Origin of the sequence: Shewanella sp. SM23 (assembly GCF_025654295.1) — a bacterium.
Lineage (GTDB): Bacteria > Pseudomonadota > Gammaproteobacteria > Enterobacterales > Shewanellaceae > Shewanella > Shewanella oncorhynchi.
The window spans coordinates 589,124-613,654 of sequence record NZ_JAKKRM010000001.1 but is presented as its reverse complement, the minus strand read 5'-3'; the positions used below and the strand labels follow the sequence as shown (position 1 = coordinate 613,654).

The window sequence follows — 24,531 nt, the reverse complement described above, 5'->3', positions numbered from 1 at the left end:
AAAATGATTAGCCAGGAACGGGATAGTCTAACGGCAATTCAACTTCAAAACGAGTGCCTTGCCCCTGTAGGCAATCGGTAACGCGAACACTACCGCCGTGTGCAGCTATCATGCCTTTACAAATAGCCAGCCCCATACCTGTATTCTGTTTTTTCTTATCGCCATCGGCAACCACATAAAACATATCGAAAATTTGATCCCTATGACTGGCGGGAATCCCCGGCCCTCTGTCTTCAATGGCAATACAGCAACGGTGATTAGAAATGGTCAATTCAATACAAATAGGCTCTTCTGGTGGTGAAAATCGAACGGCATTCTCTAGAATGTTAAATAATCCTTGTTCAATCAGCGCCGCATGCACAAATAGGAGTGGGGGCTCTTTTTCTCTGTGATATTCAACGATTGCGTTAGGGAAATAACGTTTAAGCCTGCCAAGTACGCTGCCAATAATGTCATCTGCCGAAACCCAATCACGCTCTATGCTCAAAGTGCCATGACCCAGGCGTGTCATATCGAGTAGATTTTGGATATAGCTGTCCAAGCGACGGCTTTCTTGCAAAATAGTATCAAGTAGCTCGTTACGGTCGGCCTCTAGCAATTGTTTGTTCAATAGTTTTAAGCTCTCCGCCGCCCCCATCATGGCTGAGAGTGGTGATTTTAGGTCGTGAGACACTGACGATAATAACGCTGAACGTAACTGCTCAATTTCTGTTTTCACCCGTGCCGATTCAAGATCTGACACTAACTGAATACGACGCCATGTATTAGCGCCTTGCTGTAACATGGCCAGAATAAGCTCTCTATCAAACGGACTGAGTTCGTTGACCGTGGGTTGCCAATCTAAAATCGCCGCGCCAATTGTCGTACCTTCAAGTTCAATGGGGAACACACTCACACCCGATGCGCTCAAGGTATCGCTCAAACGCCCCGCAGCTTGCCCATGGCGCAAGGTCCAATCGATTGCGGCTAAATCAAGGTCGTTAAATGGCGTATTCAGCAGCGGTAAATAGGATCGCTGACCATCTTTACGCTGCAAAACAATATAACAATCGGCATTCACTGAACCAGCAATCTTGCGCCCTATTGTTTGCCAAAGGGCTTTTTCATCATCGGCGACCGATAATTCTTGGGCAACATCTTTTAAGGTTTCAGCATAACGATTTGACTCGCGCAGTAAAATAAACTGATTTCGGATCCGAGATGCCGCCGGTCCACTGATAAGCCCTATACACATCAAAAAGATTAAAGTGGCAATATCATCCTGACTATTTACATTCATAGTAAATTTGGGATCAGTAAGAAAGAAATTAAAGCTGAAAAAAGACCACACCGCAGTTGCCATGGCAGGCCTAGCGCCATAGGTTAAGCCAATGCTGACAATCAAAAAAACATATAACAACACCAGATTGCCATTACTGAGCCAAGTATCTAAAAATGCCACCAGCGGAAAAATAACCACCACACCAATCAGCCCAAGAATATGGCCTCGAAGATCACCAAAACTGGCTTTAGGCGTAATGGGATCTCGTACTTGCATTTGGTTTTCGGGTGCGTGATAGACACTCACTTCAACAGGTAAACCAGACTCAATCAAACGTTGGTACAGCCTTTTACGCCACCAAGGATAGGTGCGTTTCACACCCGCGCCGACTAATACTGTGTTAATTCGATGCAGGGCTATGTAAGGTAAAATGGCCTGATAACTGCTCGTATCGCGTAATACTTCGGTCTGCGCGCCAAGTTCCTTCGCTAAGGCAAAGGCCTCATTTAGCCTTTTCCGCTGATAAAGGCCCAGCGCTTTGCCGGTATCGACCCAAAGCACTAACCAAGGAATTTGCCGCCGCTCGGCAATCTGCCGACCTATGCGTATCAAATACTGATGATCACTGCTGTTACTCACTAAAACCAACAATCTGTCTTTGAGAACAAAATCTGTTCCCTGTGCTTTGGCATCGAGTTCACAAATCAGTTTTGCATCGACTCGCTCTATGACTTTTTTCATTGCCAATTCGCGCAGTGCAGTCAAATTCGAGACCGAAAAAAAAGCATCTAAAGCCGAGCGAGCATACTCTGGCAGATAAACTTTGCCTTGCTGTAAGCGTTCGATGAGTGTTGATGGCGGTAAATCGACAAATATAATTTCATGGGCTTCATCAAGGAAGCGATCGGGGACGGTTTCCCGTACCCGCACTTGAGTAATTTGCAAAACCAGATCATTCAAACTGACCAAATGTTGGATATTGACTGTGGTATAGACATCAATGCCCGCAGCCAATAATTCTGCGACGTCTTGATAGCGCCGTTTATGGCGACTACCGGGGACATTCGTGTGGGCCAACTCATCGACTAAGATAAGCTTAGGCCGACGAAGCAGCGCCGCATCCAAATCGAATTCCGTTAAACAATTATGATGATAATCAATGGGTTTACGTGTCAATACCTCAAAACCCGCTACCATGGCCTCGGTATCGGCACGCCCATGGGTTTCCACCAGTCCAACCAGCAAATCGACACCTTGCTGGGCCATTTCCCTTGCCGCACTGAGCATTGCATAGGTCTTGCCCACGCCAGGTGCCGCCCCAAGAAAAACCGTCAGTTTACCTTTATCATTTTGCTGTATCTGACTTAAGAGCGCATTGGCTTGCTGTGTTTGACTGATTGGTACCACGATTAGAAACTCCTTGAAAGACTCACTATCCAGCGCGCATCACACAGGGACTGGCACTGACTCTGCGATAAATCCGTATCGACATAACCGACACTCAACACATCCTGCTCAGTCATATTGAGGTTCAGCCCAACTCACCAATCTAAATAGTGGCTATTGCTTGCGGCCATAGAACCTAAAAACAGTGCCATATCTTGCTGAGAAGCAAAAAAATTGCTCCCAAGATGCAGTACTAGACTTACATTAGAGAACAGTTGCGGCTCATAACTGGCATAAACATACTGAAAATCGTCCACATTCTCGCCAAAATAATCAGGAGAATAAACCAGCCCTAACTTAGCATCGGCGTAGCTTACCACAGCATAAATTTCGTTATAACTCAGGTCGGTATCGTCCTGAGAGTATTGGTAACGTATCACGCCTAGGTCCGTTGTTAAGCCATTATCCCAATCTTTAGCCCAGCCAGCGGACAAGTCGAGTTCTAAACTTCCATCCCCAAATTCGATGTTACTGCCCCAAAGCGAGCCATACCAGCCAGAATCATGGCTTAGGGTATACCCTGCTTGAACTGCAGGTCCTTCATCAGTTTGAGAAATACCGCGAAACGCATAATCACTGATGAGCATCACACTCCCTTGGCTCTGCCAAGAGGCATTGCCCCCATGAGTCTCAGTGCTGGCAAGCGCACCCATAGAGAGTGAAGATAATGCCATCATCACACCCGCACAGAGGCGTGAACAAGGAGCAGACTTAATCGGTAACATAAAAATTTATCCTTAAATTCAGTAGAATATTGTTTTATTGAGCGTGTTTAGCAATCTGGTCGAGAGCGAGGTTGAGCTTGAGTACATTGACGCGCGCTTGCCCAAAAATGCCCCACTGCGGTGGTTCGATAAATTGCGCCACTAAGGTCAACACTTGTGGTTCGGCTAACTGTCGAGCCTGAGCCACGCGCGCAACTTGCAGTTTGGCCGCTGCGGGTGAAATATGGGGATCCAGTCCCGCGCCCGATGTGGCGAGTAAATCCACAGGGATATCAGCGGCCTGAACGGATTCTCTGGCTTGGATTTCTTGGCTCGTTGCCATCACACGTTCACGTAACGCCGGGTTACTCGGTGCAAGATTACTACCACCTGTCGCCATAGGGTCGTAACCGACAGCGCTCGGCCGACTAAAAAAATAGGCTGGATTAACAAAGGGCTGAGCGATGAACTCAGAACCCATCGCGACATTATCCCTGTGGATCACACTGCCCTTAGCTTGTACGGGAAATAAAGCGCCACCGAGCTGAGTCACAGTGTCGGTATAGACAACACCACACACAAATAACAGGGCGAGACTGGCTCTCAATCCCATAACGGCATGCTGAGTTTTAGTGGTATATACGATTGAATTCATTACTGTCTCCTAGAGCATAAGTGCAATGATTGAGTCGAGTGCTTTAATGCCGACAAAGGGTAAAATCACCCCACCTAAGCCATAAATCAGCATATTATTTCGCAGTAATTTTTCGGCACTTATGGGTCTGAGTTTGATGCCTTTTAATGCCAATGGAATTAAGGCGGGAATGATAAGTGCGTTAAATACGAGCGCTGCGAGTACGGCTGAGGTTGGGCTGTGAAGCTGCATCAGATCCAGTGCACCAATCGCAGGCAAAGCCCCCGCAAATACCGCTGGAATAATGGCAAAATACTTAGCCACATCATTGGAGAGGGAGAATGTAGTCAAGGCGCCGCGGGTGATCAGCAATTGTTTTCCGACTTCAACGATAGCCAGTAATTTAGTGGGATCTGAATCCAAGTCCACCATATTGCCAGCTTCTTTAGCGGCTTGGGTACCTGAGTTCATCGCAAGACCTACATCGGCCTGCGCTAATGCCGGCGCATCGTTAGTACCATCCCCCACCATAGCCACTAATCGACCTTTGGCCTGCTCTGCGCGAATAAGGGCAAGTTTATCCTCAGGTTTAGCTTCAGCGACAAAATCATCGACCCCAGCTTCGGCGGCAATCACGCCAGCCGTTAGCGGATTATCCCCTGTCACCATGATGGTCCGCACACCGAGCGCTCTTAAACGGGCAAACCGCTGCTTAATCACGTCACTTAAGGCTATAACCCCTAAAATGTGCGTGCCACTGGCGACGACTAAAGGAGTCCCCCCCTGCAAAGCCACTTTGCGGATAAGCGCGTTAACAGATTCAGGCCAGTGAATTTGATGCTGCTGCGCCCAAAACTGCATCGCATCGCCCGCGCCTTTAATGCCTTGAATACCATCGGTTAAAATCACCCCAGAAACCCGAGTCTCCGGCGTAAATGGGATGAAAGTTGCATCCGTAGGTTTGACGGGTAACACCGCGCCCAAATCTATGGCCAATTTGAGTACAGATTTCCCTTCAGGGGTGGGGTCATCGAGGGAAGAAAGCACCGCCGCATCACGCAACATCTCAGCTGCAATGCCTTTCACGGGTAAAAATGCGGTCGCTTGACGATCACCGAAAGTGATAGTGCCAGTTTTATCCAGCAGTAACGTATCGATATCCCCCGCAACTTCCACGGCTTTACCCGATTTAGCGACCACATTGGCGGCTAAGGCGCGGTTCATGCCTGCAATACCAATAGCGGGTAACAAGCCACCAATCGTCGTTGGGATCAAACACACTAACAGCGCAATTAACATAGTGTAATCAAGGCTTGCACCGACGAAACCCGCCATGGGTGGCAAAGTCACCACCACGATGAGGAAAACCGCAGTCAATGATGCAAGTAGCACAGTCAACGCCGTTTCGTTCGGTGTTTTCTGACGCTTCGCCCCTTCGACCAGCCCTATCATACGATCTAAAAAGCTATTCCCCGGATCGTTGGCAACCAGCACGGTAATTTCACCCGTAAGTACCTTAGTGCCGCCAATCACACCGGAATGATCTGTGCCTGCTTCACGCAGCACAGCCGCAGATTCACCGGTAATCGCCGATTCATTGATAGTGGCTATCCCTTCGATGATTTCACCATCGGCAGGAATATAATCACCCTGTAAAACCTTCACCTTATCGCCTTTGACAAGCAAAGTTGCGGATACTGATTCCAACTCACCGTGGCGTATGCGCCGAGCCTGCAAGGCCTCTTTCGCCGACTTTAAGCTAGCCGCTTGTCCACGACCCCTTGCCTCTGCCACGGATTCCGCAAAGTTAGAAAACCACACGGTAAGCAAAAGAATAAGGGTCGTGGCTAACTCAAAACCAACAGTCTCGCCATTGAAGAACTTTTGTCCAGTGATCAAAGCGGCGAGTAAAGCGCCGACCATCACTACGAACATCACTGGGTTGCCAGCCATACTCACTAAGGACATTTTCTTTACAGCACCAAAGGCAGCTTGCTTCACGCCGGCGCTATCTAATATTTGAGCAGGTTTATGCATGACTATTTCTCCAGACTCATAGTGGCAAGTTCTAAAGCTTCGCCAATAGGCCCTAATACCGCCGCAGGTAAGAAAGACAAGAAGTTAATGATTAAAATCACAGCAATAAGGGTGAAACAAAAGGTGGGACTCTCGAGCTTCAAGCTCGCGTTACTGTCAGGGCTCACTCTTTTACTCGACATCATCCCCGCAATCGCCAGCGGTAAAAAAAGCGGCAAGTATCGACCAAGCAGTAAGGCGATAACGCAGCTGATATTCCACCAAGGCGTGTTATCACCTAAGCCTTCAAAACCCGAACCGTTATTAGCAAAAGCGGAGGTATATTCGTAAAAGACTTGCGAAATTCCATGAAATCCGGGGTTACTGTTGCCCGTAATACTCGGGATAGCCACAGTGATCGCCGTCAAACCTAAGACGCACAAGGTAGGTAAAACTAATAGACTTCCCAAAAGGGTGATTTCACGGGTTTCGAGCTTACGACCAAATATCTCTGGCGTACGGCCAATCATCAATCCCGATAAGAAAACAGCAATCCACACATAAACGATAAAGTTAACAAAACCGCAGCCAATACCGCCCCATATCGCATTAAGTAGCATGCCTGATCGCGTCATCAATCCCCCGATTGGATTGAAGGAATCGTGCATGGCATTGACCGAACCGTTAGAGGTTTGTGTGGTAAAAGAAGCCCATAGCGCCGAAAGCTCAGGTCCAAAGCGAACTTCTTTACCCTCCATATTAGGCCCTTGGGCGCTTAATCCCGCAAAGGCGGCGTTGGGTTGCAACTCGCTGTACACAGTTGCCCCAAGAAAACTGACGCTCAATAAACCCATAGCAACCAGAGCCATCAAGGTAAATTTTTTGCGTCTTAGCATTCCGCCAGCCATAAAGACGACGGCCATAGGGATCAGCACTAAGGCAATGGTCTCGATTGCATTACTGACTGGCGTTGGGTTTTCAAGCGGGTTACTACTGTTGGGGCCATACCAGCCCCCGCCATTAGTGCCTAACTGCTTGATGGCCACCATAGAAGCAACGGGGCCGATCGGAACGACCTGCTCAGTGATAGGTGATGCAGAATCTAAGGTGTTTACTTTTTGCGCACCGTCAAAACTACTCGGTACGCCTTGCCAAGTCAGTAACAGCGCCACAATAGCCGCTAATGGCAGCATAAGTCTGAGCACACCGCGCACTAAGTCAACATAATAGTTACCCAGATTTCGAGCCTCACCCTCTTTGGCGCTGTCATTATTCAACCCACCTAACATTCCCCGCAAAATCGCCACACAAACCGCCAGCGCCATGGCTGGCGTGACAAATTGCAGCGTGACAATGACAAATCCTTGGGATAGATAACTGAGCTGAGCCTGCCCGGAATAATGCTGTTGATTGGTATTGGTAAGGAATGACACCGCAGTGTGCAAAGCCAGATCCCAAGATAATGGTCCTATGCCATCGGGGTTAAGCGGTAACACATGTTGGAATTTAAGGATAAGAAATGCCAAAATGCCAAGTACCAAGTTGCTGATAAGAAACGCCGCACCATAGGATTTCCATGTCATCCCCGAATGGGCATTTACGCCTATAGCCCGATAAATCCACTTTTCAATGGGATTAAATAAACGATCTGAAAAATGGGACTGACCAGAGAAAACCCCTGTCATATAGGATCCCAACAGCCATGCGAGCCCAAGCGCAGTAGTAAAAATAAGGGTAATTTCAAACATAACGACTCCTAAAACTTATTAGGGGCAAACATTGCCACTGCTAAGTAGATGAAAAGTGCTATGGAAAGTATTAGAAATATCCAGTCCATATAATTTGTCCTTAAGAAAGTGAGTAACAGGACAAATATATGAATTAACCGCGTAAAGTCTCTAGAGTTCAAATGACTAATCCCGTAAAGAATACGTAAAAGTCATCATAATCAGTGGTAAATAAGGCCACAATAAACCATGGCATTAGCTATAAAAGTAAAATAAAAATGCCAGCTAGAAATACTAACTGGCATTAACACATGACCAAGCGATGATATTGTAGATTAATTAAGCTCTATATTTTTCATTTTATTATAGCTATCAGTCTTAATCTCTTTAAGTACACCTTTATTGTCATCAATAAATAATGCTTTTATATCATTCTGATTAGCGACGACTAATCCTTCTTGACTTCCTAAACATAATAGCGCTGTAGACCAAGCATCAGCTCTAGCCGGATCCGTTGCCAATACAGTTACAGATACTGTGTTATGGGTTACGGGTTTACCGGTTCGCGCATCAAGAATATGTGAATAACGCTGCCCTAAATGATCAAAATAATGACGATATGTACCCGATGTCATGATCGCTTGAGGGAAATCAATAAGCAGAACCTTTTGCATTGTTCGCTGTTCGGGCAGCGGTTTTTCAATCGCGATTCTCCAAGCAGAACCATCGAGCTTACTGCCGTGTACGAACATTTCGCCGCCAATCTCTACCAAATAATTATCGATATTGTATCGCTTTAGCACATCTGCAACTTTGCCTACGCTATATCCCTGTCCAATCGAAGATAAATCAAGATGTACCTCTGGCAAATCTTTAGTTAACATTTGATTATCAATACTTAAATGATGCAAGCCTACATAGGTTAATGTCTGTTGAAGTGCACTTTCTGTAGGAATGGTTAATTGGTTATGGGTAAATCCCCACAAATCGAATAATGGTTTAATGGTCAAATCATAACAACCCTCCGTTTTTGAAGTGACCTCCTTGGCTATCCCTATGAGCCCTAAAATATCATCCCCGACCGCCATAGCGGAGTGCATACTGTTAAAACGAGAAATCACTGAATCTGAACGATAAGTAGACATATGAAGATCTATTTCTGCCAATTGCCGCTCAATCTCGCGATTTATCTCTGTACTATTTAACTTGTCTTTACTCCAAAATGTCACATGCCAACTCGTCCCCTGCGCAAGGCCTTCTAACTTGGTATAAACTGGCGATTTCTGACACCCTACTAGCATAATGAGTAATATACATCTCAATAACCATTTCATTTAATGACCCTCCCAGTCAATTCGACAAATTAACCATAAAATACACTTAAAATTAAAATCGCCAGAATGCCCGTGAGAAAATGATGAGTACAGGAAATATTTCTAATCGCCCAAAAAGCATAGCGACACACATCAGCCATTTAGCCGCATCTTTTAACGTGCCAAATCCAGATGCAGTGTCACCATAACCAATCCCCATATTATTAATGCACGCGGCGACGGTTCCAAAGGCGGTGGCAAAATCATGTCCAATGGCGACCAATCCCCATACAAAAACGCAAGTAAAAAATATGTACAGGAAAAATAATCCCCATACTGAACGAATGACTCTGTCTGAAACGACTTGACCACTGATCTTTGTTGTTAAAATGGCATTAGGATGAACCAATTGATGAATTTCTCGGATCCCTTGACGGTACAAAAGTAAAAATCTGACAGCTTTAATACCGCCACAAGTAGAACCAAAGCATCCACCAAAAAAGCTCGCGCCTAATAATAAAAGCACAATATGACTGGGCCAATTAGGATAACCTGCAGAGCCTAATCCATTGTCCGTCATAACTGAAACTGTTTGAAAAAATCCATGTACCAATGAATCTTTAATATCAAAAGTTTGAGTACGATTCAGCTCTAAACAAGCGATCCCAACAACGATAGATAATATGAGAATAAAAAATCGAACCTCCGCATTATACCAAATAGGCTTGAAGCTTCGCCGAACTAACACTATGTAGTATAAGGCGAAATTGATTGCTGCAAGTATTGAAAACACACCACCCACAAGCTCAATTGCAGCACTGTTATAATATCCTAAGCTGTCACTATGTGTGGAAAATCCACCCAATGAAACGGTAGATAGACTATGACATATGGCATTAAACCAATTCATTCCTGCAAGTTTATAAGCAACTGCACAACCTAAGGCAAGTACGCTATAAAGCCCCCATAAATTTCGAGCCGTATCCGCAAGGCGGGGCGTCATCTTTTCCTCTTTCATGGGACCTGGCATCTCAGACTGATATAATTTTGCGCCACCAATACCAAGAAATGGCATAATTGCAACGGCCAAAACAATTATCCCTAACCCACCGAGGAAATTAAGCTGTGCTCGATAAAATAAAATCGATTTGGGTAGTACATCAATATCTGAAAAAATCGAGGCTCCAGTCGTCGTAATGCCAGACACACCTTCAAACATGGCATCGGTTAAACTCAAGTCCAATCGTCTATCAAGAAGAAAAGGTAATGCACTCATTAAGGAAAATATCAGCCAAAATAAACAAGCGACCATGAAGCCATCACGTTTTTGCAGATTTTTATTTTCCTCACTTGTCATCTTCCAACCGACCACACCAATAAAAAGGGAAAGGAGGAATGTGATTAAAAATGGAGTGATATATCCATCTTTATAAAATAATGCAACAGCGATAGGCATCAACATGGTGAAGCTATATATGACAATCAAAAAGCTACATAGATGAATTATGGTATGAAATCGAGAGCTAGATTTCTGTATTCCACTGACTGCAATCATTCCAACTCACCTTTAGATATTTATCGTGAAAGACTTAATGAATAATTTATTAGGCATCATAAAATACAAGCGCTCACGTCCTGTTCTAAAATCATATGCAATCGATAACAGAGTTAGGTTAGGAAATAGATCTTCCCCTAATACTCTTTGTTGTCGTCTAAGGTGGATTGCAAGTTGACTTATCGTCGCGACAATGGCTATGACAATAAAAGCGATTAGATTGATAAAAACAGCCACATCTATCATTGGGAGGGAATAATAAGGAGCGTTAAATAAAAAATGAACACGAATAGCTTCAAAAAATGCAGCCATATACGCATATTGAAAACAACATTGAAGTGTAATCATAACGACAACGAGTTGGAGTACAATAATAATGCTTTAGATGACACCCTCCAAGAGGGTAAATACAAGCAAATAGCGAGTAAGCACTCAGAAATAAAGCTCAACCTAACAGAGAGTTTAAAAACACTTAGTTTGTCCATCAAAATGTAAGTCGTTATGTCATACAGATTTTCACTTTAACAGACGAAAACAATTCTGACGCGTAAAAAAAACGTAAAAAATTACGGAAATTAACTTTATATAGACGAAATTAATAACATTATACTTTTGAAATCCCCAATCAATTTAACTGGGGATGGCTAGTATCAATATGCTTAAATGGCTAAGGCTTGCTCAAGATCGGCAATCAAATCTTGAGGATCTTCGACGCCAATGCTCAATCTAATCAGGTTGTCATTCACCCCTGAAGCTAGCCGACTCGCGGCATCCATAGCAGCATGGGTGGTACTTGCTGGGTGACAGGCAAGACTCTCTAAGTCGCCTAAACTGACCGCTTGGGTAAACAAGTTCAAATGATCTAAAAACTGCGCCGCTCGATTAAAACCCCCTTCGAGCTCAATACTCACCATACCGCCAAAGGCGTTGATGGTTTCACTCAGAACTTGATGGCCTTGATCATCTGCTAGCCCTGGGTAATAAACTTTTGCAACGCTCGGATGGGTTGCAAGAAAAGCGGCGACCTTAGCCGCGCCCGCAAGATGAGCATCCATTCTAAGTGCTAAGGTACGTAAGCCTCGCTGTAATAAATAGGCTTCCTGTGGCCCAATCGCAGCGCCGATATGTTTAAGCGCTATAGTGCGAATAGGTTGCATTAATGCCTTAGGTCCAGCGACAACACCTGCGATTAAATCGCCATGGCCACTTAAATACTTAGTGGCACTGTGCATCACAATATCAATGCCATGTTCCAGTGGTTTGAATAAATACGGGGTTAAAAACGTATTATCACAAATGGTTATAGCGCCCACTTTTTCGGCGGCACGCTTAACCTTACGGTAGTCACTGACTTTTAAGGTCGGATTGGTGATGGGCTCAAATAAAATAATTTTTGTTTCGGCGGTAATCTCTGCCAATAAATGATCATCGTCTTGATAACGGCGCACAGTAATACCCGCGCGGGTTAACGTTTGGATTAAAAATGCCGCAGTGCCACCGTATACGGGGTCGATAAATGCGATTTCATCACCTTGACTGGCTAAGGCATAGAAAATACTGCTGATTGCCGCCATCCCACTCGCAACAACGAGTGCTTCATCAGCCCCTTCCAGTTGTGCTAATTGATATTCAAGCGCCTGCACTGTCGGATTCGCCATACGACTGTAGATAAAGCCCGGTTGCTCACCTGCAAAACGGGCTCGACCATCCTCGGCACTACCGTAGGCGAAGGTGCTACTTTGATAGATAGGAGTTGTAAGAGCGCCCGTCGAGTTATCAGCGGCATAATGGGTGTGAAGTAATTTAGTTTTAAATTGCATAATAGATCCTAATAACCATTAAATGGCATGAGCGAATGAGGCGTAATGTGCTTGAGCAACGTCGGGATGAGAGCGTAAACGCCCTTTTAATACGTTCTGGCCCACTTGGTGGAAAAGTGGATTTAATGGATCGCTTGCCGGTCCTTGAGCTTGGTTCGCCAGATGCTTTGGCAAAGGTAACAAAGGGACTGTCGCATTCAACTGCGCCGCCATAAAAAAGGCGCACGAGTAGCGCTCGACCCCAGCAGGCGGGCTTGTCACCCTATGGTTGGTTGCCTTTAAATACCCATTAGAAGCCAACTCAAGTAATTCACCTATATTCACCACAAAGGCGTCTTCTAATGGCGGTATGCTTAACCAACCGTTGTCAGTCTGAACCTCTAAACCGGATTGCTTATCTTGCAGCACTAAGGTCAAATAGCCAGGATCTTTGTGTGCTCCTACGCCTTGGCCTGAAGTCTGTCCATCCGCGCTGGGATAGCGAATAAGCTTCATATGCTGATAAGGACCCGCTTCGATCGTGGCATCAAAGGCGCTTTCTGGCTGCTCTAGCGCAACAGCTAAAGCCCTCAATAGTGTGACACTGGTATCGCCTAAATCCTGTTGCCATGCCAATAAAGTCGATTTCATCTGTGGTAATTGTGACGGCCATTGATTAGGTCCCTGTAGCTGCCACCATATAGGTACATCAGACTGCTGAGGGTTAGCCACTTCTTCTTGCATGATATCAAACTGTTCCCGCAAGTCCGGTTTCCCTAAGGTCAATTCACCTTGCAAACGGGTATAACCGCGAAAATGCGGTGTATTCGCCATTTTCACCGCAAGTTTATCTACGACGGGCAGCGCAAAGAAATCTGCCGCTAACTGAAGTACTTGCTGCTGTCTAGCAAGCTCAATGCCGTGGCCTGTGAGATAGAAAAAACCTATTCTTCTGGCAGCATCGGCAAGCTTAGTAATAAAAGCGTTACGACGTTGTCCACCGGCATGCCAATCACTTAAATTCAATATCGGTAATTGTTCCATCAATGACTCCCATTTAATGCATTGTCTGAGCCGGATTCTATGCCTTTATGGGTCGATGGATAATGAATTAATAACTATTTGATATATTAAACGGTAATAATAGATCATTTGGATATATAGACATCTAGGCTTCTATACTGCTAGATTTGAATTTCAAAGGTTAAAACAACGCTAATTATTAGGCCAACTCAAACCGCCCACTCAGATAAACATCATAAGCCATACTGCTTAATGATATTTATCTGGTTACTTTTCAATGCATTAGTAAAATTAAGATATAAAAATAAAAGCGAGTCCACTTTTGCGGCACTCGCTTTTTAAGGTTTCGAAGTTTTAACGTTTCTAAGTCATGTCAGTTATAAACCTAGATGCTTCTACAAATGACATTATTGATCATGCCAAATTAGCACTTGGGCTGGCTCACCATTACTACGGGTGGCGCGGTACATACCTTCGGTATTAAATGGCGTAGCAATATTGCCACGCTGATCGACTGCAATCACACCACCCGAACCGCCAGCAGTGATAAGACGTTGATTAATAACTTCATCTGCTGCCTGAATGATAGATTTTTGCTGATATTTCACCTTAGCACAAATATCCCCCGCGACGAGGTAACGGATAAAGAATTCACCATGACCCGTTGCCGATACGGCACAAACACCGTTTTCAGCATAAGTGCCAGCACCGATGACAGGAGAGTCACCAATACGACCAAAGCGTTTTGCCGTCATACCACCGGTCGATGTACCTGCAGCTAAGTTACCCTTTTTATCTAAGGCGACAGCACCAACGGTACCAAATTTGTAATCGAGGTCCTTCATCTCAACATTAGCAACTTGTTCAGATTTAGCCGCAGCTTGCAGTTTTTGCCGTGCATCGAGTAATTGCTGATAACGCTCGTCAGTATCAAAATGACGGTTTGGCACTAAAGTAAAACCTTGAGTCAGTGCAAATTCTTCCGCTCCTGCGCCCGAGAGCATCACGTGCTCAGATTTATTCATCACGGCCAAGGCTAAGTCAATTGGATTGGCAATATGACGCACTCCAGCGACAGCGCCGGCATTCATCGTTTTGCCATCCATAATAGAGGCATCTAATTCATGTCCGCCGTCATAGGTATAAACCGCGCCTATACCAGCATTAAACAGAGCACTATTTTCAAGGATATTAATTGCGGTTTGTACTGCCACTAAGCTGTCACCGCCCTCCTCTAAGACTTTTGAGCCTTTATCGACCGCTTCCTTTAACTTATCTTTGTAGGCTTGGCGTTGTTCAGGGGTGAGATTAGCTTTAGAAATCGTCCCCGCGCCGCCGTGGATCGCAATGGCGAACGGTTTATCATTGGCAAAGGTGTTATGTGACATAAAAAGTAGGCCCGAAATAATTAAACTAAAGGTGGCTAATTTTGTTTTCATTCTTTACATCCCCTTAAAAAGTAGCGTCCTTTGTAACCATTTCATCGTGTAATTTCAATCATCTCCTTGCCTGTTGGTTTTATTCTGGCGACAATGATGCCAAATCACAGGGACTATAAAGTGCAGCCATTTTTGCAAATCACCTCACATTACATTCGTCTTTGCTTGTTTCTGAGTCTGATTTCAGTCACATCAGTCGCGGCAGCAGATGATTTTATCAAATTATCTGTTACAGGCGTAAATGAAGCGCTTCGAAGCAACATAGTTGCTCACTTAGGTGCTTTACCTGAATCTGAGGTGCAGCGCCGTGCCTTTTTGTTTAATGTCGATGACAATATCAGCACCGCCTTAGAATCCATGGGTTACTATCACAGTGAAGTAGAAGAAAAGCTGATTGAGCATGACAAGGGACCGTGGGAATTAAAACTTGAAATCAGCCCCGGCGAGCCAACCATTGTTCAGTGGGTCGATATTAATTTTAGTGGTGAAATGCTTGATGACCGAGCCTTCGATCAATGGCTCGCAAAGGTCAACATTAAACCCGGCGATGTGTTAAATCACGGTGTTTACAGCGACGTAAAATCGCAACTGGTCACCTTAGCCTTGGCACGAGGTTACTTCGATGGCGAATTTACTGAATCACAAATTAAAGTTAACCGCGATATTAATACCGCACAGGTAAGTTTGCATTTTGATTCAGGCAAACGTTACCGATTTGGCCAAGTCAGTTTCGATGGCCATAGCTTAGAACCCGATATATTAGAGGATCTTATCCCCTTTAAAGAAGGTGCTTCATACTCAACTCGCCGTGTAAGCGCCTTGAATCGTCAGTTATTAGATACTGGTTATTTCGCCAATATCAAAGTGATCCCGCAAATCGATAACGTCGAAGATAACCATATTCCAATGCGAGTCGAATTAACGCCTAAGGCAAGTCACGCAATTGAACTCGGTTTTGGTGGTGATATTGGCAAAACAGATCAAGCCTTTGATCCGAGGGTGCGCGTGACTTGGCGTACACCACAAATCAATAAATACGGGCATTCCCAAGAAACCAGTCTCGAATGGTCGCCCGATAGACCAAAGTTATTAACCACTTATACGATTCCGCTCACACATCCCTTAGACGATCAATTAAAGATCCGCCTCGGTTTGCTGCGGGACAAATACGGTGTGACTCAAGTATATGATGCCGAGAATCGTGATTTTAGTAACACAGGCCAGCTCGAGTCGACTAAGTACCTTCTGGGACTATTACGTCAGCAAAGACTAGAAAATCAATGGCTAATGAGTTATTCGTTGGAGGCCATACGCGAAGAATATACTCAGTCTGACGTCGATTATATGCCGTCGTTTTATCTGGCAGGAATTAACTTTTCTCGGACTAGCCGGGGTGATAACTCACTGGATCCTAAATCCGGGTTTAGACAAATTTACAGCCTAGACTATGCCGATCCCTATTTAGGATCAGAAACCCGCCTAGCCCGCTTGCAAGCTAAATTTAAATGGATTGATACCTTCTTCGATAACCACAGAATCGTCGCTCGTATTGATTTAGCTGCCAACTTAGCTAACGAGAATGATCTTGCCTCTATCCCACCATCACTACGCTATTTTGCCGGTGGCGATCAGAGTGTGCGCGGTTATGGTTATCAAGAACTCGGCCCCTATTTAGACTATGTTGCTGACGATGGAAAAACCAATCGCGAAGTTATCGGTGGCCGCTATTTAATGGTTGGTAGTTTGGAATATCAATATTATGTGACCCCCACTTGGCGGGTCGGCACATTTATCGATGCGGGTAACGCCTTCGATAATAATCAATTTGAACCTGTCGTCTCTGTCGGTGGCGGTATCCATTGGATCTCCCCGATTGGTCCAATCAAATTAGATTTAGGGGTCGGATTGAAAGAAACTGAGACCATTGAAAGATCATGGCGAATTCACCTAACCATGGGGACAGATCTATGAGTCAGCCCCCAGAGCATAATAAGCCAAGCGAACAAGATATCGTTGATAATCCCATCACTGAAGTCAATGAAGCCGAGGCCACTGAAACCATAGTGACCTCTGTCACCCCATCGGTGTCATTCATTCAAAGACTGTGGCGGCAGTTCAAACTCTGGACTCGGATTATTATCTATGTGCCATTAGGGCTTTTAGTGTTAATCGCCCTATTACTCGGCACTGAATTTGGCTCGCGCATTAGCGTGGGTTTAGCCGATCAATTTGTACCCGATCTTGAACTGACTTATACCTCTGGTTCCATTAACAAAGACTTAGCCCTATCTCACGCGGCTTGGTCTATGGCCGGAATGAACGTGCAACTTGAGGATCTGCATTTACTCTGGCAACCCGCCTGTTTGCTACAAAAACGCTTATGCGTGAATAGCTTATCTGCGGCTAAAGTCGATGTCACTATTGATACCCTAGCACTTTCTGCAGACTCAAACGAAGCGCCAGTCGCGCCACTTGATGAAGAACCCAGCGAGCTTCTATTACCCTTTGATATTGTTTTAGATTCTGCTGAACTCAATGGCGTTAATATCCAAGTGGATGATATGCAATTTACCGCTAATCGTCTTAACGCAGAAGCACAATGGTTTACCGAAGGTTTGTCGGTTAAACAGCTATCCAGCGAAGGATTATTCATACTGATCCCTGCATCAACCGATGTAGCAACACAAACTAGCACGGCAGCGGTAACGAATGCAGCAAATCCCAGCACTGCTAAGAATACTACACAGACACCATCGGCCAGTCCGTCGCTAACAAAAGAGGCTGAATGGGCTTTAGCACAATTGCCACAAGTATTTATGCCTTTCCCTGTGACAGTCAATGCCCTAACGTTAGACAACACCACACTGCAAATCGGCGATCGTAAAGATGTTTTTAGCCATGCAGAACTACAAGGCAGTTTCCGTGAATACCAATTGACCTTAGACCATCTCGCCATCAGCCACACCGATGGCAGCGTCGATATCACAGGCAGCCTAACACTTGATAAAGATTATCCACTCGATTTAGAGGCAAATCTCACCCTTAACCAACTAGTCGAATTGCCAGATCTCACTCATCAAGTATTAACGTTAAAGCTGAGCCAAAGTTTAGGGCAACTTCAGGTGAATGCCGTCGCCAAGGGCGATGCCGACTTTACGCTAGATGGCCAAATAACACTGCAAGACCCTAACCTGCCCTACAAGGTGAAACTTGAACAAACAAAGCTTCAGTGGCCACTGAAGACCCCTCAATACTCGGTAAGCGATGCCACACTCGATAGCCAAGGCGACCTCAATCGGCAAGAGGCGAGTCTTACTGGCCAACTGATCACACCATTTCACAAAGTGCTCGACATAGACACTGACATCCAACATCAAGATGCTAAGTTAACCATCAATAATCTTGATGTAATGGGCGCGATTGGTAAGGTCAAACTCACGGGCGAACTCGATTATCAAAAAACCATTAGCTGGAACGCTAATCTCTGGATCAATGACGTCAAATTACAAGAAATACAGCTGCCACAAACGGATACAGCGCAAAGTACAACGGGTTTACCGGACAGTTTGATTTCAGGAAAATTACGCACTAAAGGCTCATTTGCAAACCCCCGTTGGCAAGTATCCCTGAGCGATACTGAGCTCACTGGCACTTTACAAGGTTATCCCTTCGATATTACAGGGGATATCAGTGTGAATGATTCCCTGTATGTCAGTGCTAAAGGGCTGAACGCCAAAGTACTAGGTTCAACTCTGGCACTCAAAGGCGAAGCCAATGCCAACTGGGATCTCCAAGGTGAATTACAAGTGCCCGACTTTGGCCTATGGTTACCTAAGGCCAGCGGCCAACTACAGGCGCAGATCAATGTCACTGGTGACGAGAAACACCCCCAGGTCGAGCTTACAGCGCAGCTGGCAGAACTTTACTATCAAAACATTAAACTGCAGGAATCTAATTTAAAGGCCTATTACAAGCCGCTAGATCAACATGAGTTTGCTATCTCGCTAAAATCAAAAACCTTGCAGATTGCAGAACAAAATTTAGATACAGTGACACTCGGGGCGAAAGGTACCATTAACGCTCAAAAACTCACTCTCAACGCCACGGGCGATCTTGGGCTCGATGCAACGATGAGCAGCCAATACGATGTGAAGAAGTCACGACTACAGCTCGATGTTGATCGTTTAAATCTCAACACGCCCGTAGGCCTATGGCAGCTCGATAACACCATTAATCTGGCTTGGGACCAAATCAAGAATCAAGGCAGCATTACGCCCTTTTGCCTCATGAATCCCAATAGCCGTATCTGCCTAAACAGTAATACACCAATAGGTAAAAAAGGCAGCGCACAGGTGAGCTACTCAGGTAATCCAGGGCAATTACTTGTCCCAATATTACCAACGAATATGCGTTGGAACGGCCCTGCATCGCTGTTAGCCAATGTTGCATGGGCTGCTGGCCGTAAGCCTACTGCCGATGTGAACTTTGATTTCGCTCCCGGCAGCATTATGCTCAAACGGGATAAAAATCGTGAAGTCACCATTAATTACCAAAACCTGTCATTAAAAGCGACCTTAGATGCAAAACGGCTGGCGACGGTTTTAGATTTTGAATCAGAAGGCGTGGCCAGTTGGCAGAGTGAGATTAACGTCAATGTCACACCTGATCGCACCCTGTCAGGTTATGCCAACATCAAGCAAATCAACTTGCAGCCACTTGGAGAGTTTTTCCCTCAATTAAATACAGTGCAAGGTTTACTGACGAGTCAACTTAACTTTGCGGGTAGTCTAGATGCGCCCGAAGTATCGGGGAGCATGGCCTTAACTGAGGGCGCCTTAGCCCTAACAGCAAACCCAACATTAATCGACAAAATTGACATGTCGATGTCATTTGCGGGTCAACAAGCGCAGCTTAAGGGACGCTGGATGATGGGCAATGGTTTAGGCAGAGTGAATGGTCAACTGCAATGGCCCCAAGGTCAATTTAGTGGCGAGTTAGCCCTCGAAGGCGATAAGCTCGCCGTGATCCAACCACCACTGGCTATTCTCGATGTCTCCCCCGAGATCAACTTAACCTTCAACAGTAAGCAACTAGCAGTAAAAGGAAAAATAGCGGTGCCTTCTGGCAACATTAAAATTGTGCCATTAGCGGAAGGCGGTGTCGCAGCCTCCGAAGACGTGGTATTTGACGATTCCATTGCCGCCACTCAGCCTAAAACTAGCCCCTACGCCATCGTTGCAGATCTGAATATCAGTGTGGGGAACGAACTCAGAATTGATGGTATGGGCCTCAAAGGTAAACTCCAAGGGACCTTAAAGCTACAGCAGCAAGCTTTCCGTCCTCCTTTGCTCTTCGGTAATATCAAAGTCAATCAAGGTAGCTACAAGTTTATGGGCCAAACCCTAAAAATCCGCACTGGTGAAGTGCAATTTGTGGGGCCAACGTCATTACCAAACCTGAATATTGAAGCAATACGGGAAATTAAGACTGAAGACTTAGTGGCAGGTGTACGCGTCACAGGCACGCCATCACGCCCAGTAGTGACCTTGTTCTCCAATCCCGCCAAAGAGCAGGCCGAAATCTTGTCTTACATTATCAAAGGCAGTGGCTTTAACAGCGCCAACAATGAGCAAAATAACTCGCTGATGATGGGCGCGGCACTCGGTTTAGGTTCACAAGTGGGCGGCGGCGCAATTAACAACCTAGGGAATACCGCGACAGGACTCATTGAAGAGTTTGGTTTCTCTAACGTGCAACTCGACACTAATGATGAAGGGCGTGTGGCGATCAGTGGCTTTATCGGCGATAACTTAATGGTGAAATACGGAGTAGGTGTATTTAACCCTGGTTACGAAATGACCGTCAGGTATTACTTGCTCTCACAACTCTATCTAGAAACCGTGTCAGGCACTTTAGGCCAATCACTTGATATCTATTACAACTTCAATATCAAGTAACCATATGAATACCAAGATATTGACACTACAAAATTAGCATCCAATCACTCTAACCAAACAACCTCAAAATACGGGTTACAGTATGTTGAGGTTGTTTGGGTAAAGCCTAAGTGTCTACCCATAAATACAAACAACTAAAAATTAGTCACAAAAAAAGCGCCCTTAGGCGCTTTTTGCTTCAGTTACGACAATTAAGCGTAAACGAAGTCAACATGTTCAATGATTGGCTTGAACACGTGGCGTTGCATAGCTTGTGCACGAACACCCACTTCTTTACCATCAACAACGATAGTCAGAGTAGAAGTGTAGAAGTCAGCATTAGCTTGAATGTTAATGATATCTTTGTGATCAAAAACAATAGAAACTGGCTCTTTGCCTTGGCCATAAATAACAGCAGGTACTTTACCAGCATGGCGTAGGCGGCGGCTCGAACCTTTCCCTATTTCAGTGCGGGTTTGTGCTTGGATAGTGTAAGACATGTGTTTCTCACTTAAATTTAGAGTAAAAAGTTGCCGGCATTTTCGACCAATGACGGCTCATATAAAGCGCGCGAATACTAACATAGATACCCAAGGCGCACAAGAATACCGCAAGCCCTCTATTTATCGGCGTCAGCGTTAGCAAAACAGACCGCTATTTATCAAATTGAGGAACTTGTATCTTGGCTGTTACGGCAGAGAAAAGGCTTTGATCTCAAACAAAAAACACGAGATCTAGATCACACTGGGAAATTGAGAAGCCTGTTAAGCTCGGGCAAATTTCGATAACTGCTGTGTCAAAAAATGCGTCATGCGCTATACCAGTTACAACAAGAAAATAGACTTTCATGCCAACTGGCCCGTGAACTCGTCTCTCTTATCGAAACCGTTCCTTATCAGCAAAATACCCTCGAATTAAAATTCTTAGAATTGCTTGCCTGCACCCAACAAAAAAACCGCAGCTTGATCTTACTTATGCAAATTATTGAGTCTGTCGATATTGAGTCGCAGAGGCAAAGACAATATCAATTTTCACAACGTCTCAGCCTATTGATCTGTGATTGGCAACAACATAGAGAAATGAACAAACTCAATCAACAATTTATCCCGCTGCTCAGACATTACTTGATCGAATCGCAAGCCTTGGAACAAGATTTTTATCAGCAGATCCAACAACAGATCATTGCTACCAGTGCCTTACCGGACCACAATCGACGTGCACAAAGCCAGAATTAGGATAATAACCCACACCACCGAGTTTCAGGGATAAAGCCGCTTCTCTGAGGGTTTTTAGTTTAACGCTAGGGATCGCTATGTCCATCGCCATGCCGCGCATGTGATAACTCTTCTTAGCAACTCCGCCACTGTGGCTCACGAGCATGGCATTGGTTTTTGGTGAACGGTAACCGGAAATCACATGGATTTCATCGTTGGTATTCAAGGTTGTTTTGAGCGAGTGGAGTAAATCAAATAAGCGCTTATCCATAGGTGCTGCCACATTCTGACGATGATCCCGCAGCAAATGATTAAAATTGTCTAACACCTTGCTCTGATAATGACCATCTACCCAGTAACTACCATCATCGCGCTCGCCAGTATGACGATTAAACAAACTTAACTCGCGGATCCCTTTGGTTGAACGGCTGGCAACCGCTTTTGAGGGAATAAAGGAACATAATGCCACACCACTAAGGCCTAACAATAACTGCCTACGGGCAGGACATATTAAAGTCACATGATCACCTTTTGTATGCTTTTTGGTCACTAGTAAGGCAAATTATACTGAATAAGCCCTAAGATCAAGTTTTGCCAACCCCATTCTGAGTAGGATTTCAAAATGCCAAGCGAGTTCAGATGCTTATCTTGCTCAACTTTACAGCACAAAAACGTTAATGTTGTTCCAAAACCGTGGCAGGCACAGCATTCGTCAGCTCAGGTTCCAAATGATAAATATCGCGACGGTATTGCTCCTGCCCACTATCGTCTAACCATGCAGTCCAGTAAACCAGATGCACGGGCAACTTTTCGGAAAGTGAAAACCACTGGGGTTCAGTAATACCAGGGGCTAACTTGTCCCATAAACGTTTGTCTTTTACTAAATGCTCTTTAAACCACTGGGCTAATTCAGTGGCTTTTTCAATACGAATACAGCCAGATGATAGTGCCCTATCGTCCTTTTTAAAGAGACTTGGCTCAGAAGTTCCATGTAAATAGACACTGAAACTGTTATCAAAGTGAAACTTATATTTACCTAATGCATTCTTCGCCCCAGGGCGTTGTACAAGCTGATAGGGAAACGAAGCGCTGGCTAAGGCCTGCCATTCCTCTGGCATGCGTTGCACCCGTTGACCGTTATAATCGTACACATCAAATTGACGTTCATTAAGATAATGACCATTTCGCTGAATTTGCGGCAGAATGTCCCGCCGTAAAATGCTGCTAGGCACTCGCCAACTAGGGTTAAGCACCACGCTAGAAATCTGACTGTCCAAAATCGGTGTTTGCCGAGAAGATTTACCCACAATAACCTTGGAACTTAACACTGGCGTACCATTATCGACCAACGTCATCTCAAAAGCGGGCACATTAATCAGCAAATAACTCGGCTCTAATTTACGTTCAAACACTCTTTGTCGAATAGTGTTTTTAGCTAATAGTACCGCCCTCGCCCTTGGCGATTGGTTCACCCAAAATAAGGTCTGCTTACCTATCACCCCGTCCTGTTTTAGCCCATGCTTTTGCTGAAAGCGCTTAATGCCAATCATAAGTTCTTCGGTATAAACTTGATTCACTCTAAGCTCAGTGGCTAAGTCTCCCAATATCCACACACGCTTTGCTATGGTATCAACGATCTGATGACTCATTCCTAAGGTTAGCTTTTCATCTAGCACTAAAGTTTCCCATGGTTCAATTGTGTCCAATTGCACTAAATGGGCGATTTGCTTAAGCACCCTTTGATATTGGGGATCCACTGGAATAACGGATGAAACCGTCTCTGGGGATCCAGCGTTGTTACATTCTGCGGATGTCATCACATAATGCCAGTAACCGGTAACATCAGCTTGGATTCGTACTAAATCAGCAGTAGATAAGGTATTAGGAGAAAGTGTTAAGTCACGATAATGCTGGCCAAATACTGGATTAACGCCTGCGAGATCCAATAGCAACACCTGTGGCACTAAGGCCGCAAGCGGCAGCACAGCAGTAAGATCTTCAGCTTTACCCTCAAGATTTGGCTGCGCAGCAATACTCGAATTTGATGTTACGGATTGAGCGCCATCAGCTGCACCTACCTTTGGCACTAAAATTATTGGAATACAGAAAAAAAGGCTGAGTAATAGTTGTTCTAGATTGCGCCTCGTCGGCATAGGGTTAATCTGCAATGCTTTCAAGTTCGCGATGTTGAACTCCTGCTCTATCAATTTGAGTTCTCTCACGTTTAGCGTTACACGCATGGATGGGGGCAAATAGCGAATGATCTTTTTCAATATCATAAATACTCCCTTAGCTATTTTTAAGGTCACCTGAGAGCCAGCGGTTATATCAATCAACAACACTATGATATGACTATTCCATGGAGATCAATTAATTACTAGGGGTTAACTCCAGATAATGAAAAGAAAAATGCCACTGAGGTCGTCAGTGGCATTGATATTAAACAAACTCACATAAATATGCT

The 24,531-nt window shown here is 44.9% G+C and carries 18 protein-coding genes; 3 read left to right on the top strand and 15 right to left on the bottom strand.

The annotated features are described in order from the left end of the window. Positions 1-7: 7 nt before the first annotated feature. The 12 genes from L5L98_RS02665 to L5L98_RS02620 form a co-directional block, all read right to left on the bottom strand. Entirely contained in the window at positions 8-2,668 is a 2,661-nt protein-coding gene (locus tag L5L98_RS02665) for a sensor histidine kinase (RefSeq protein ID WP_263138323.1), read from the bottom strand. Positions 2,669-2,802: 134 nt separating this feature from the next. Beyond that, positions 2,803-3,432, bottom strand: coding sequence for a TorF family putative porin (locus L5L98_RS02660; protein WP_263138321.1), 630 nt, complete (start codon positions 3,430-3,432; stop codon positions 2,803-2,805). 34 nt (positions 3,433-3,466) lie between these two features. Beyond that, positions 3,467-4,066: a potassium-transporting ATPase subunit KdpC gene (kdpC, locus tag L5L98_RS02655; protein WP_263138319.1), complete on the bottom strand. Its 600-nt coding sequence runs from the start codon at positions 4,064-4,066 to the stop codon at positions 3,467-3,469. Positions 4,067-4,075: 9 nt separating this feature from the next. Further along, complete coding sequence (kdpB, locus tag L5L98_RS02650; RefSeq protein WP_263138318.1) at positions 4,076-6,082, bottom strand: potassium-transporting ATPase subunit KdpB; 2,007 nt, start codon at positions 6,080-6,082, stop codon at positions 4,076-4,078. A gap of 2 nt (positions 6,083-6,084) precedes the next feature. After that, positions 6,085-7,809, bottom strand: coding sequence for a potassium-transporting ATPase subunit KdpA (gene kdpA / locus L5L98_RS02645; RefSeq protein WP_131525162.1), 1,725 nt, complete (start codon positions 7,807-7,809; stop codon positions 6,085-6,087). 8 nt (positions 7,810-7,817) lie between these two features. After that, positions 7,818-7,898: a potassium-transporting ATPase subunit F gene (locus tag L5L98_RS22425; protein WP_105252297.1), complete on the bottom strand. Its 81-nt coding sequence runs from the start codon at positions 7,896-7,898 to the stop codon at positions 7,818-7,820. Positions 7,899-8,123: 225 nt separating this feature from the next. Beyond that, a complete protein-coding gene (locus L5L98_RS02640) occupies positions 8,124-9,122 on the bottom strand; it encodes an FAD:protein FMN transferase (RefSeq protein ID WP_263138315.1) in 999 nt (332 codons plus the stop codon). A gap of 52 nt (positions 9,123-9,174) precedes the next feature. Beyond that, the gene (locus L5L98_RS02635) at positions 9,175-10,656 is read right to left on the bottom strand and encodes a TrkH family potassium uptake protein (protein WP_263138314.1); all 1,482 of its coding nucleotides are present in this window, start codon (positions 10,654-10,656) and stop codon (positions 9,175-9,177) included. A 12-nt stretch (positions 10,657-10,668) separates the two neighbouring features. Continuing rightward, the gene (locus tag L5L98_RS22420) at positions 10,669-11,028 is read right to left on the bottom strand and encodes a DUF4118 domain-containing protein (protein ID WP_411568929.1); all 360 of its coding nucleotides are present in this window, start codon (positions 11,026-11,028) and stop codon (positions 10,669-10,671) included. Between the two features lie 287 nt (positions 11,029-11,315). Continuing rightward, positions 11,316-12,476, bottom strand: a complete 1,161-nt coding sequence (locus L5L98_RS02630) for a trans-sulfuration enzyme family protein (RefSeq protein WP_263138312.1) — start codon at positions 12,474-12,476, stop codon at positions 11,316-11,318. 18 nt (positions 12,477-12,494) lie between these two features. Beyond that, positions 12,495-13,499, bottom strand: coding sequence for an isopenicillin N synthase family dioxygenase (locus tag L5L98_RS02625; RefSeq protein WP_263138310.1), 1,005 nt, complete (start codon positions 13,497-13,499; stop codon positions 12,495-12,497). A 386-nt stretch (positions 13,500-13,885) separates the two neighbouring features. Beyond that, positions 13,886-14,917 (bottom strand): isoaspartyl peptidase/L-asparaginase family protein, encoded by a 1,032-nt coding sequence (locus L5L98_RS02620; RefSeq protein WP_028760160.1) that lies wholly within the window; start codon positions 14,915-14,917, stop codon positions 13,886-13,888. Between the two features lie 120 nt (positions 14,918-15,037). Between L5L98_RS02620 and L5L98_RS02615 the strand changes: the two genes are divergently transcribed. Beyond that, complete coding sequence (locus L5L98_RS02615; RefSeq protein WP_219252679.1) at positions 15,038-16,888, top strand: autotransporter assembly complex protein TamA; 1,851 nt, start codon at positions 15,038-15,040, stop codon at positions 16,886-16,888. Continuing rightward, entirely contained in the window at positions 16,885-20,874 is a 3,990-nt protein-coding gene (locus tag L5L98_RS02610) for a translocation/assembly module TamB domain-containing protein (RefSeq protein WP_263138306.1), read from the top strand. Before L5L98_RS02615 ends, L5L98_RS02610 begins: the two co-directional genes overlap by 4 nt. 191 nt (positions 20,875-21,065) lie before the next feature. On the opposite strand, the gene rplY is transcribed toward L5L98_RS02610, so the two are convergent. After that, the gene (gene rplY, locus L5L98_RS02605) at positions 21,066-21,353 is read right to left on the bottom strand and encodes a 50S ribosomal protein L25 (protein ID WP_028760163.1); all 288 of its coding nucleotides are present in this window, start codon (positions 21,351-21,353) and stop codon (positions 21,066-21,068) included. 303 nt (positions 21,354-21,656) lie between these two features. On the opposite strand from rplY, the gene L5L98_RS02600 reads away from it, so the two are divergent. Beyond that, positions 21,657-22,088: a hypothetical protein gene (locus L5L98_RS02600; protein WP_106650352.1), complete on the top strand. Its 432-nt coding sequence runs from the start codon at positions 21,657-21,659 to the stop codon at positions 22,086-22,088. Here L5L98_RS02600 and L5L98_RS02595 read toward each other — a convergent pair. Together L5L98_RS02595 and L5L98_RS02590 are read right to left on the bottom strand one after the other, a co-directional pair. Then, positions 22,039-22,587, bottom strand: coding sequence for a DUF882 domain-containing protein (locus L5L98_RS02595; protein WP_028760165.1), 549 nt, complete (start codon positions 22,585-22,587; stop codon positions 22,039-22,041). The two genes, L5L98_RS02600 and L5L98_RS02595, sit on opposite strands and share 50 nt — an antisense overlap. Before the next feature lie 154 nt (positions 22,588-22,741). Next, on the bottom strand, positions 22,742-24,220 hold the full coding sequence (locus L5L98_RS02590; RefSeq protein ID WP_372832795.1) for a murein L,D-transpeptidase: 1,479 nt from the start codon (positions 24,218-24,220) through the stop codon (positions 22,742-22,744). Positions 24,221-24,531: the final 311 nt, after the last annotated feature.

Coding starts and splice junctions, on each gene's coding strand:
- L5L98_RS02660 (WP_263138321.1), bottom strand. CDS start 3,432: ATGTTACCGATTAAGTCTGCTCCTTGTTCACGCCTCTGTGCGGGTGTG.
- kdpC (WP_263138319.1), bottom strand. CDS start 4,066: ATGAATTCAATCGTATATACCACTAAAACTCAGCATGCCGTTATGGGA.
- kdpB (WP_263138318.1), bottom strand. CDS start 6,082: ATGCATAAACCTGCTCAAATATTAGATAGCGCCGGCGTGAAGCAAGCT.
- kdpA (WP_131525162.1), bottom strand. CDS start 7,809: ATGTTTGAAATTACCCTTATTTTTACTACTGCGCTTGGGCTCGCATGG.
- L5L98_RS22425 (WP_105252297.1), bottom strand. CDS start 7,898: ATGGACTGGATATTTCTAATACTTTCCATAGCACTTTTCATCTACTTA.
- L5L98_RS02640 (WP_263138315.1), bottom strand. CDS start 9,122: ATGAAATGGTTATTGAGATGTATATTACTCATTATGCTAGTAGGGTGT.
- L5L98_RS02635 (WP_263138314.1), bottom strand. CDS start 10,656: ATGATTGCAGTCAGTGGAATACAGAAATCTAGCTCTCGATTTCATACC.
- L5L98_RS02630 (WP_263138312.1), bottom strand. CDS start 12,476: ATGCAATTTAAAACTAAATTACTTCACACCCATTATGCCGCTGATAAC.
- L5L98_RS02625 (WP_263138310.1), bottom strand. CDS start 13,499: ATGGAACAATTACCGATATTGAATTTAAGTGATTGGCATGCCGGTGGA.
- L5L98_RS02620 (WP_028760160.1), bottom strand. CDS start 14,917: ATGAAAACAAAATTAGCCACCTTTAGTTTAATTATTTCGGGCCTACTT.
- L5L98_RS02610 (WP_263138306.1), top strand. CDS start 16,885: ATGAGTCAGCCCCCAGAGCATAATAAGCCAAGCGAACAAGATATCGTT.
- rplY (WP_028760163.1), bottom strand. CDS start 21,353: ATGTCTTACACTATCCAAGCACAAACCCGCACTGAAATAGGGAAAGGT.
- L5L98_RS02600 (WP_106650352.1), top strand. CDS start 21,657: ATGCGTCATGCGCTATACCAGTTACAACAAGAAAATAGACTTTCATGC.
- L5L98_RS02590 (WP_372832795.1), bottom strand. CDS start 24,220: ATGCCGACGAGGCGCAATCTAGAACAACTATTACTCAGCCTTTTTTTC.